This is a genomic window from Massilibacteroides sp. (assembly GCF_028705895.1).
GTDB lineage: Bacteria > Bacteroidota > Bacteroidia > Bacteroidales > Tannerellaceae > Massilibacteroides.
The window spans coordinates 73,399-82,802 of record NZ_JAQWCQ010000010.1; the positions used below are offsets into that span (position 1 = coordinate 73,399).

Below are 9,404 nucleotides of genomic sequence, written 5' to 3' on the forward strand. Positions count from 1 at the left end.
ATTATTACAAACCTAATTTAGCTGAAAGTTCAAGCATACGACGAATAGGTTTAATGGCTTCTTTCTGAATTGCTTCATCTACGAATATCTCTGGTAATTCGTACTTGAGGCAATTATACAATTTCTCCATAGTATTCAAACGCATAAAATTACATTCATTACATGCGCAAGTACTATCATTAGGAGGAGCCGGGATAAATTCTTTATCAGGACTACTTTTTTGCATTTCATGTAAAATACCACTTTCCGTCGCTACAATGAATTGTTTTTTATCCGAGTTAATCGTATGCTTTAATAAAGCAGCAGTCGATCCTACGAAGTCGGAGATATGTATAATGGGTTGTTTGCATTCCGGATGTGTTATCACTTCTGCTTCCGGATATTCTTTTTTGAGGTTGACTATCTTTTCTAATGAAAATTGTTCATGTACATGACAGGCTCCATCCCATAATAACATATTCCTTCCGGTTATGCTATTAATATAATTACCTAAATTACGATCCGGACCGAATATGAGTTTAGCATCTTCCGGAAAACTATCTACTATCTGTTTCGCATTTGTAGAAGTAACTACTACATCCGTAACCGCTTTTACAGCAGCAGTAGTATTTACATAAGAAATAACCGTATGATCCGGATGTTGACGAACAAAAGCAGCAAAATCATCCGCCGGACAACTATCCGCTAATGAACAACCGGCATTCAGATCCGGTACTAATACCTTTTTATCCGGACAAATTATTTTAGCAGTTTCACCCATAAAATGAACACCACTTAAAACAATGATATCAGCATCAGTTTTTGCAGCCCATTGTGCCAAAGCTAAACTATCCCCAACAAAATCTGCTATATCCTGTATATCACCGGTCTGGTAATAATGAGCAAGAATAACTGCGTTTTTTTCCTTCCGGAACCTATCTATTTCTGCTTTAATATCTATATCTTTCGGAACCGGAACGTTTATATAGCCTGCTGATAAATTCTGTGTCATAGTTATATTACTTTCTAAGATGAGTAACCATTGCAAAGTTAGCTTTTCTTTTCATTACTTCTAATTCATCAATCCCAATAATTCAACATCCAACACTTTTCAACATCTAATATTTATATTCTTATTTATTTAAAACTTTAAAAATATAAATATGATTATGATGTTCTGTTAATTGTTTTGATAAATATATTTCAATTTTATTGCATATTACGTTATTAGCTTCCTCAATTGCTTTATGAGTACTATATAAACAAGTTATTTACCTTTTTAGTTATTGGAAATAAGAATTTTATACGTTATTTCATATCGGTTGTTAATAAGTTAGGTGATGTAAAAAAATAAAGATATTTCTTATTTAAAACGGTGAAAAATGGAGGTTGATATTCTCTTATAAATAAGATTGTAATATTATTGTAATTTTGATATAGGGATTGTATATATGTTTTTATCCAATAAAGCAAGAATTATTTTTCATTTTCTATTCACTCTTTATCGATAAGTTATTAACCGTTATTATCCGAAAATAAAGGGTTATTTTTGCAGTAAATTAATTTATATCATCAGATCATGCGTAAACTGAAAATTACAGAATTGAATCGTCTTACTCCTCAGGAATTTAAAAATAGAAATAAGATTCCTTTAGTTGTAGTATTGGATAATGTAAGGAGTTTAAATAATGTTGGTTCTGTATTTCGTACATCTGATGCATTTATTGTTGAAGCTGTTTATTTATGTGGGATAACTGCTTGTCCGCCTCATGCTGAAATTCATAAAACTGCACTTGGAGCAGAAGAAACAGTTAGTTGGATCTATTTTAAAGAAACATTAGAAGCTGTTGATAAACTTAAAAAGGAAGGTTATACCGTTTGTAGTATAGAACAGGCTGAAGGAAGTATTATGCTTGATAAATTACAGTTAGATAATAAGAAAAAGTATGCTGTTATTTTAGGTAATGAAGTAAAAGGAGTACAACAAAAGGTAGTTGATAACTCTGATTATTGCGTAGAAATACCTCAGTTCGGAACCAAGCATTCTTTGAATGTATCTGTAACCGCAGGTATTATTATATGGGATTTTTTTAGAAAACTATCAGAGTAAACCATTTTCAACCAACACAACTACGCGTTCTGTCATGGCATCTTTTCCTTTTGGGTCATATTCTGTTTTTAAACTGGCTCCGAATATACCTGCGAATAAGTTCCAGAATCCGGCACGGAAACTACCAAGATAGGCTCTCAATAAATTATAACTGGATTGATTACATTCTCTGTCTATCAGCTTAATAAGTAATTTACCTTGTGAGAAAGTGAGTTTTTTAAGTTCCGGTTTATATTCTTTAAATAATTCCTTTTCCATTCGTTTGAGATGTGCTTGCCTTTCCTTTTCAGTTGGTAAAGTTTCCATGTACTCATAAGTCTCAATCAATGTTTCATAAACCATTTTGGCATAAGGAAGCGTACGTTTAACATCCCTCACTAATTTATTATATTTCTGTTGTTCTTTTTTGTTTTTGAATTTCTGAGGAGGAAAAATATACACATCCCTTAAATTTACAATAGGTACAGTATCTGAATTTTCTACATAAGCTTTGTAGTATCCTTTCGGAAGTATATTTGTTTGAATAGATTGAGCTGAAGATGAAGCACAATAAAAAACAGATAGCATTAATATAAGTACCTTAATTCTTATCATATAAGAAACAAAAATAATTGATTTACTTATTTGAAATACTGAATAATATATAATTTGACTATTTTTGCGTCCTGTTTTTAACCAGTATTACCTTAACAAATGAAGAAATTCATTACTTGTGTCGTATTATTTATTATTAATACGTTTGTTTTCTCACAAACCAATCTTCGTATATCTGATCTTCGAACAATGGGAATGGGAGGAAGTAATATAACTCATTCATTCTATTTTAATCCTTCCTGTTTAAGTTTATCAACAAGTCAATTTATTGATATAAATTACTTTAATAAGTATCAACTAAAAGAATTGTCTTCGGTATCTATAGTTTATGGAAATTCCGAATTTCAACTTCCCTTTGCTTTTCATATATCTACTTTCGGATATGATAAATATAGGGAAACAATGTTTCGTTTAGTACTTTCTAAAAGAGTATCTTCTGAGTGGATCGTAGGAATTAGTACTCAATACGCGTTGTTACAAACAGAACTTTATGAAGCAGAAGTTAAAAAGCTCTCAACAGACATTGGTATTCTATATATTCCTGATGAAAACTTGTTGATAGGTTTGTCAATAACGGATTTTCCTTCCATAAGATTAGATAAAGAAAGTATTCATATAGAAGACTTTAATTACTATTCTATACAAACAGGTTGTCAATACCAGTTTATTAACAACCTGTTGATAGCTTCATCAATACGTTATACTAACCAATCTGCTCTACGTATTTATTCAGGTTTAGAATATACTGTTTATAACGATTTCTATTTGCGGACAGGTTTACAAACGAATCCTGTAATTCCAGTGTTTGGTGTTGGTATGAAACGACCTGTTTTCCATGTGGATATGGCAGTTAATTATCATTTACTATTAGGTATTTCTTCGGGTATCGGTATTACTTATTTATTCTGATTTCTTATACGATGAAGCATTTGTTGATAATCCTTTCTTTTCTGTTTATATCTTGTTTAGTTACTTGTTATAATGCTGAAGCACAAAGTTCTTTTTCTGTTGATAAATGGAAAGAATATATTGATAATTTAGCTTTGGACGATGTAACTGTAGAATCTGTTGAAACATTATATGATGAACTATCTTATCTGGTAGAAAATCCGTTCGATTTAAATAGAGTAACTGCTGAACAGTTGAATAAACTACCTTTTTTAACGGATAAACAGATTAAGACTATAGTAGGTTACAGACAGAAATACGGCCAGATGTTTTCTGTTTACGAATTAAAGAATGTTGAAGGTTTAGATTTAAATACACTTGAATTACTTATTCCATTTGTTTATATCTCTTCACCTTCTGTTGAAAACAGATTAGTATCAGTTGATAACCTGTTGAAGTATGGTCATAATGAATTGTATTTCAGAATGGACAAAGGTTTTCAACAAAAGAAAGGATATACATCTGTTTCCGATAGTATTCTGACACTATACCCGAATAGAAAATACTTAGGAGAAGATTTTTATAATTCAGTTCGCTATGCATATAAATTTGACGATCGTATCCAGTTTGGTTTTGTTGCTGAGAAAGATGGGGGAGAACCATTTTTCACAAAACGACATAAAGGGTATGATTATTACTCTGTTCACTTGTTGATAAAGGATATAAAATGGTTGAAAACACTGGCCGTGGGAGATTATAAAATGGCGTTCGGACAAGGATTGGTGGTAAGTAATGATTATTCACCTTCTCGAAGCGTAATCTTATCACAAGCCGATAGAAGAAATAATGGTTTTCGTCGGCATTATTCAACCAATGAATATGACTTTTTTCGAGGAGTAGGAGTTACATTAAATTATAAACAAATTGATGCAAGTCTATTTTATTCAGATAAGTACTTGGATGCTAATATAGATAGCCTGTTGATTACTTCGTTAAAAACAGATGGGCTGCATCGTTTACAACGGGATTGGGATAAAAGAAACCAAGCGAGAATGCGGACGCTTGGAGGTAATATAAGATATGTTTCTGAAAATTTTTATTTGGGCTTGACTGCGTTGAACTATTCTTTTGGAAGAAAACTGTATGAACCGGAGTTGAAGCCGTATAATTTATATAATTTTCGGGGTAGGGAGAATACAAATGTAAGTGTTGATTATCTCTTAAGAAGAGGATCTGTTAAATTCTATGGTGAAACGGCTATTTCTGCGAATGGAGCAATTGCTATATTAAATGGGCTACAAATTCAACCAACGTCTTATGCATCTTTTCTTTTGTTATATCGGAATTATGATAAAAAATATCAGGCTTTTTTCGGCAATGCTTTCGGACAAAATTCGTCTGTTCAAAATGAAGAAGGTATTTATTTAGGTATGCAAATATCATCATTTGCTTATTGGAAACTATCGGCTTATGCAGATATGTTTCGTTTCCCCTGGTTGAAATATGGTGTAGATTCACCTTCTTCTGGTAAAGAATATATGTTGCAAATGGAACATAACAGAGGAAAAAGCAATTCGTTTTCTTTACGATACAGGTATAAACAATCCGAAATAAATGAAACGGTAGAAAATTATATACATATTGGAAAACAGGATCAGCATCGGCTTCGCTTTCAGTTTATACATTCGCTCCATGCTTGGAACTTCCGGACTTCATTGGATGGAGTGGTGTATAAAAAAGAAACGTCAAAACTAAGTAAAGGCTGGATGTTGGGGCAAAGTATATCTTTTCAACCACAAAAAGGAAAGATCAAAGCTGATTTTTATACAGCATATTTCGATACGGAAAGTTCTTCCGTTACAATCAGTTCTTTTGAACGCACACCTTTGTATGTATATTACAGGCCTTCTTTTTATGGACAAGGCATACGATTTGCAGGAACTTTACGCTATGATCTTTCCCGTCAGCTTATGGTAACCGTAAAACTTTCTACTTCGCACTATTTTGACCGTGACAAAATAGGAACAGACTTAGAAGAAATAGAAGGAAGCAATAAGACTGATCTGAATTTTATCCTCCGGTGGAAGTTTTAAATACTTTGCTTAATACAACGTATTAAAGATTTAATGTAAACACGACTATAGCTGGGAAGTGATATTTGATTTTTTGTAAATACCATGCCTACACCTGTTGTTGTATAGTTACCGGAATTATTTGACCAATAATATCCGCGCGATTCCATATTACTTGGATCTACAGAATTATATAATGGCCAGTTTGTATTACCTCCAGCCGGAAAAAATGGATATAATGATTCAGTTGCCTGAGTGGGAGGAATTATTGTTCCAAAATAGGCTCCTTCCTTAGTAGCATCAAAATAACCACCGAGAGCAATTAAATCTTTAAAATCAGATTTAATTGGAAGTTTATACTCCGAATTAGCTTTTGTACAAGGATCAAGAAAATCGGTATTTAATCCCCAGCTTTCATTCGTATTCCATTGTACATACTGACCTTCAAGAGATGGACCTGCTTCAGGTTGTCCGGGTTCTGCACATGGATCCTCTGTATATGAATCTATAGAAGTTTTGTCATTTTTAAGTCCCCACATCCAATAAAAACCACCTGAATTTTTATTGGCGGGAGAATTATTAGACCACTCTTCAAAAACTGGATTACTTGTTAATTCTTTTTTAGTAAGAAATCCCTGACTCCACTCTTGATTAATTTTTTTGCGAATGTGAACTTCTAATTTGTAACTATGCCCCGCAATAGGAGTAAAAATTTTAAAATCAGAAGTTTGGTTTGTTATATTTCCACCAGAAACAAGTGATAAACTGTTAACTGTTAAACTAAGCGAATTGTATGTTTGAGGGTAAATATAAGTTATTCCAACGGCTTTAAAGTTTGTATAAGTTTCTAAGCGATCCGGATCACTACTATTATAATCCGGATAAGCAGTTCTTGTATAAGCTTTTTCTGAACCTTCGATATTGAAACTACTTAGAGTTATATCTTCAGTATTTAATATAATTCCGGTTTCTAACTTCATCGAATTTGCTTTTTTCAGATCCGGTAATTCTATATCAGGACTTTCCATTGTGTAACCATTAACAGAAATAACCTGTACTTCTAATCTTGCTAATTTATGTGAGAATGTAATCTCTATATTAGTATTTTCTCCATCAGAAATATATACATCAGTACTTGACCAATAGAGCAAATCGGCGTGTTCGGGAGGAGTTATATTATCATTATCCGTATCTGTTACATCTGTTATAAGTGTTTCTTGATTATAAGAATAGGCCACGAACTTATAACTAAATCCTGCATCTAATTCTAATATATTGTTTTCTCCTGAAGAGCCTGCAGAATTATCTATATGATCGAAATAAGTATAATTAGTACCTGTTTTTTTATAAGCGATAACCCGATAATAAACCCCATTTGGTAGAGGTGAAGTAGCACGTGTGGTAATATTTTTTTGAGAAGACAAAAGAGCGATTAATTCAAAGTCTTCATTAATTGATTTTACCTTAACTTGTTGTTTCATTTGAGAACGGGTAAAGACCTCTTCTCCTTCTTCGTCAATTATTCCGGAAACAGAAAATCCAATAGTACCTTTTAATTCATTCTTATCATTATCTGCTTCTTCTTTTGAGCATCCGGAACTTAAAAAAAGTAATATAATTGGTAAAGAAACGATTAGGAAAGCGTTTGTTCTTTTATATTGTCTGGACATTTTATTTTTTTATTAAGATGTGCTAATTAAAATTCTATATCACTTCCATGTTGTGTCTTTTCATCAATCCAGTCTTCAACATTGACTTTCGTTTCATCAACTTTAATAGTTCCTGATCTTACGGCCATAGAGTGTTCAATTTGAACGATATTTGTTTCAATTACAGGAGGAGAATAAATTTCTTTTCTTTCTTCCCCTGTTGGATTCGTCTGCGAATTATTCATGCTGTTTAATAATTAAGTGTTGAAAAAACAAATAGCTATTTAAAATACCAAATCAACATGTTATTATCAGCCTATCAGTTAGATATTTATCCACTATTCTTTTTTATTGAACCAATTTGAATATGCTTTTGTTGTTTCTTTATTATTATTTTTTCGTTACAATGAATTTTAAACTCTAAAGCCTTACTTATTGTTACATTTGCATAGGCTTATTAGGAAAAATAGATATGGCGACAATACTTTTTGATAAAATTGTTTTTGGGCCGGTGAAGAGTAGGAGACTTGGAGTTTCTCTGGGAATGAACCTGCTTCCTCGTGACGGCAAACTATGTTCGTTTGATTGTATTTATTGTGAATGCGGGCTGAATTCCGAACGGAAAACAAAAACTCGTATTCCGACTCGTGAAGAGGCAAAAAAAGAACTGGAAGAAACGCTTCTTTCGATGCAGGCAGAAGGAATGGCACCGGATGTAATTACTTTTGCCGGAAATGGAGAGCCAACAATGCATCCTCATTTTCCGGAGATAATTGATGATACTATAAAACTTCGTAACCGTTTCTTTCCGAAAGCGAAAATAGCGGTTTTGTCTAATGCTACAATGATAAAAAAACAAGCTGTTTTTGATGCATTACACAAAGTGGATGATTGTATATTGAAGCTTGATTCTGTATTGGACAGCAGAATACAACAGTTAGATCGTCCGGTATCGCCTTCCTTTACTTTTGAATGGTTGTTAGAACATCTTTGCCATTTTAAAGGCAACCTGATAATTCAGACTATGTTTCTGAATGGAGAATGCAAAGGAGAGTCAATCAGTAACATGACAGAAGAAGAGATCACCGGTTGGATTGCTGCGCTTAAAAAAATTAAACCGCGTCAGGTAATGATTTATACAGTTGAACGTGAAACCCCTGTAAAGGGACTTAGAAAGGCGACAAAAGAAGAATTGGATAGTATAGCTGAGCGTGCTCGCAAGGAAGGTTTTGATGTATCTGTTTCATATTGATATTAAAAAAACATACTATTGGATACCCCCTGTCTTCAATGAATGACACGCATTTTTTACCTTATTGAAAATCAATGTAAAAAACGGAGTAAAAATATAAAGGTTATTTTTCCAATTATAAAGGATATTTTTGCAAAAATATCCTTTATATTTTTTCATCAAATAGTATGTCATATTTATTCAAAAGTCCAGGCAAGCCGTTGAGTGAAAACCGGGCTTTTTTTAAACGGTTTGTTTCCGGATCGATGGAGAAATTATAAGCTGTCCGAAGATCTGCTTTTTCAAGATTCGTAAACTCAAAAGTAGCCCCCAATAAATCACAATTATCAAAAACAGAATTACTCAGATCTGTTTCTGTGAAATCTACTTCTCTCAATTGAGAATTGATGAAAGAGGTTTTCTTTATTTTCAGCTTATAGAAAATAGAATCGTTCAATAGGCAATTATCAAAAGAGAAAGAAAGACTGAATTCATTACATGTATCAAAATGAAGCCCCAACAGCTTGCAACCACTGAATTTCACTTCTTGTAATGATGTTTTATTCAATTTAGCCAAACTTAAGTTACAATCTTTAAATTCGCAGTTGATAAAACTAAAACCGGAAAGATCATACTCCGAAAAATTACAACTCGTGAAAAAGCAATCCTCATATTCTCCTATTATTAGCGAAGTCAATGTAAAATCCTCCTTCTCAAAAATTTTATCTACTATATATTCTTTTTTCATTCTGTTCTTTCCATTTAAAATCCAAGCAACTCCTGGATTATTGTTATTAATTAACTTTCATATTCTATCTTTATACCAGGGCGTTAAGAGGAAACAGGCTCTGCTGGGGAGCAACCTGTCAGCAATAAACACC

General features: G+C 32.6%; 9 protein-coding genes. 4 read left to right on the top strand and 5 right to left on the bottom strand.

Annotated elements, in window-relative coordinates; genetic code table 11:
* Positions 1-4: 4 nt before the first annotated feature.
* On the bottom strand, positions 5-991 hold the full coding sequence (gene nadA, locus PHT93_RS04310; protein WP_300239915.1) for a quinolinate synthase NadA: 987 nt from the start codon (positions 989-991) through the stop codon (positions 5-7).
* A gap of 567 nt (positions 992-1,558) precedes the next feature.
* Here nadA and PHT93_RS04315 point away from each other — a divergent pair.
* Entirely contained in the window at positions 1,559-2,089 is a 531-nt protein-coding gene (locus tag PHT93_RS04315; RefSeq protein ID WP_300239918.1) for an RNA methyltransferase, read from the top strand.
* Here PHT93_RS04315 and PHT93_RS04320 read toward each other — a convergent pair.
* Positions 2,081-2,683, bottom strand: a complete 603-nt coding sequence (locus PHT93_RS04320; protein WP_300239920.1) for a DUF4294 domain-containing protein — start codon at positions 2,681-2,683, stop codon at positions 2,081-2,083. The genes PHT93_RS04315 and PHT93_RS04320 overlap by 9 nt on opposite strands.
* A gap of 99 nt (positions 2,684-2,782) precedes the next feature.
* Between PHT93_RS04320 and PHT93_RS04325 the strand changes: the two genes are divergently transcribed.
* Both PHT93_RS04325 and PHT93_RS04330 read left to right on the top strand, forming a co-directional pair.
* A complete protein-coding gene (locus PHT93_RS04325; protein ID WP_300239922.1) occupies positions 2,783-3,592 on the top strand; it encodes a hypothetical protein in 810 nt (269 codons plus the stop codon).
* A gap of 11 nt (positions 3,593-3,603) precedes the next feature.
* Positions 3,604-5,664 (top strand): helix-hairpin-helix domain-containing protein, encoded by a 2,061-nt coding sequence (locus PHT93_RS04330; protein WP_300239924.1) that lies wholly within the window; start codon positions 3,604-3,606, stop codon positions 5,662-5,664.
* Here the strand turns inward: PHT93_RS04330 and PHT93_RS04335 are convergent.
* Positions 5,661-7,313 carry a fimbrillin family protein gene (locus PHT93_RS04335; protein ID WP_300239926.1) on the bottom strand — a complete coding sequence of 551 codons (1,653 nt, stop codon included), beginning with the start codon at positions 7,311-7,313 and terminating at the stop codon, positions 5,661-5,663. The genes PHT93_RS04330 and PHT93_RS04335 overlap by 4 nt on opposite strands.
* A 26-nt stretch (positions 7,314-7,339) precedes the next feature.
* Positions 7,340-7,537, bottom strand: a complete 198-nt coding sequence (locus PHT93_RS04340; RefSeq protein WP_300239928.1) for a hypothetical protein — start codon at positions 7,535-7,537, stop codon at positions 7,340-7,342.
* A gap of 227 nt (positions 7,538-7,764) precedes the next feature.
* On the opposite strand from PHT93_RS04340, the gene PHT93_RS04345 reads away from it, so the two are divergent.
* Positions 7,765-8,544, top strand: a complete 780-nt coding sequence (locus tag PHT93_RS04345; RefSeq protein WP_300239930.1) for a radical SAM protein — start codon at positions 7,765-7,767, stop codon at positions 8,542-8,544.
* 145 nt (positions 8,545-8,689) lie between these two features.
* On the opposite strand, the gene PHT93_RS04350 is transcribed toward PHT93_RS04345, so the two are convergent.
* Positions 8,690-9,271: a pentapeptide repeat-containing protein gene (locus PHT93_RS04350; protein WP_300239931.1), complete on the bottom strand. Its 582-nt coding sequence runs from the start codon at positions 9,269-9,271 to the stop codon at positions 8,690-8,692.
* Positions 9,272-9,404 lie beyond the last annotated feature (133 nt).

What these genes read in the sequence shown, in the direction of transcription:
- nadA (WP_300239915.1), bottom strand. Translation starts at nt 991, where the DNA reads ATGACACAGAATTTATCAGCAGGCTATATAAACGTTCCGGTTCCGAAA.
- PHT93_RS04315 (WP_300239918.1), top strand. Translation starts at nt 1,559, where the DNA reads ATGCGTAAACTGAAAATTACAGAATTGAATCGTCTTACTCCTCAGGAA.
- PHT93_RS04320 (WP_300239920.1), bottom strand. Translation starts at nt 2,683, where the DNA reads ATGATAAGAATTAAGGTACTTATATTAATGCTATCTGTTTTTTATTGT.
- PHT93_RS04325 (WP_300239922.1), top strand. Translation starts at nt 2,783, where the DNA reads ATGAAGAAATTCATTACTTGTGTCGTATTATTTATTATTAATACGTTT.
- PHT93_RS04330 (WP_300239924.1), top strand. Translation starts at nt 3,604, where the DNA reads ATGAAGCATTTGTTGATAATCCTTTCTTTTCTGTTTATATCTTGTTTA.
- PHT93_RS04335 (WP_300239926.1), bottom strand. Translation starts at nt 7,313, where the DNA reads ATGTCCAGACAATATAAAAGAACAAACGCTTTCCTAATCGTTTCTTTA.
- PHT93_RS04340 (WP_300239928.1), bottom strand. Translation starts at nt 7,537, where the DNA reads ATGAATAATTCGCAGACGAATCCAACAGGGGAAGAAAGAAAAGAAATT.
- PHT93_RS04345 (WP_300239930.1), top strand. Translation starts at nt 7,765, where the DNA reads ATGGCGACAATACTTTTTGATAAAATTGTTTTTGGGCCGGTGAAGAGT.
- PHT93_RS04350 (WP_300239931.1), bottom strand. Translation starts at nt 9,271, where the DNA reads ATGAAAAAAGAATATATAGTAGATAAAATTTTTGAGAAGGAGGATTTT.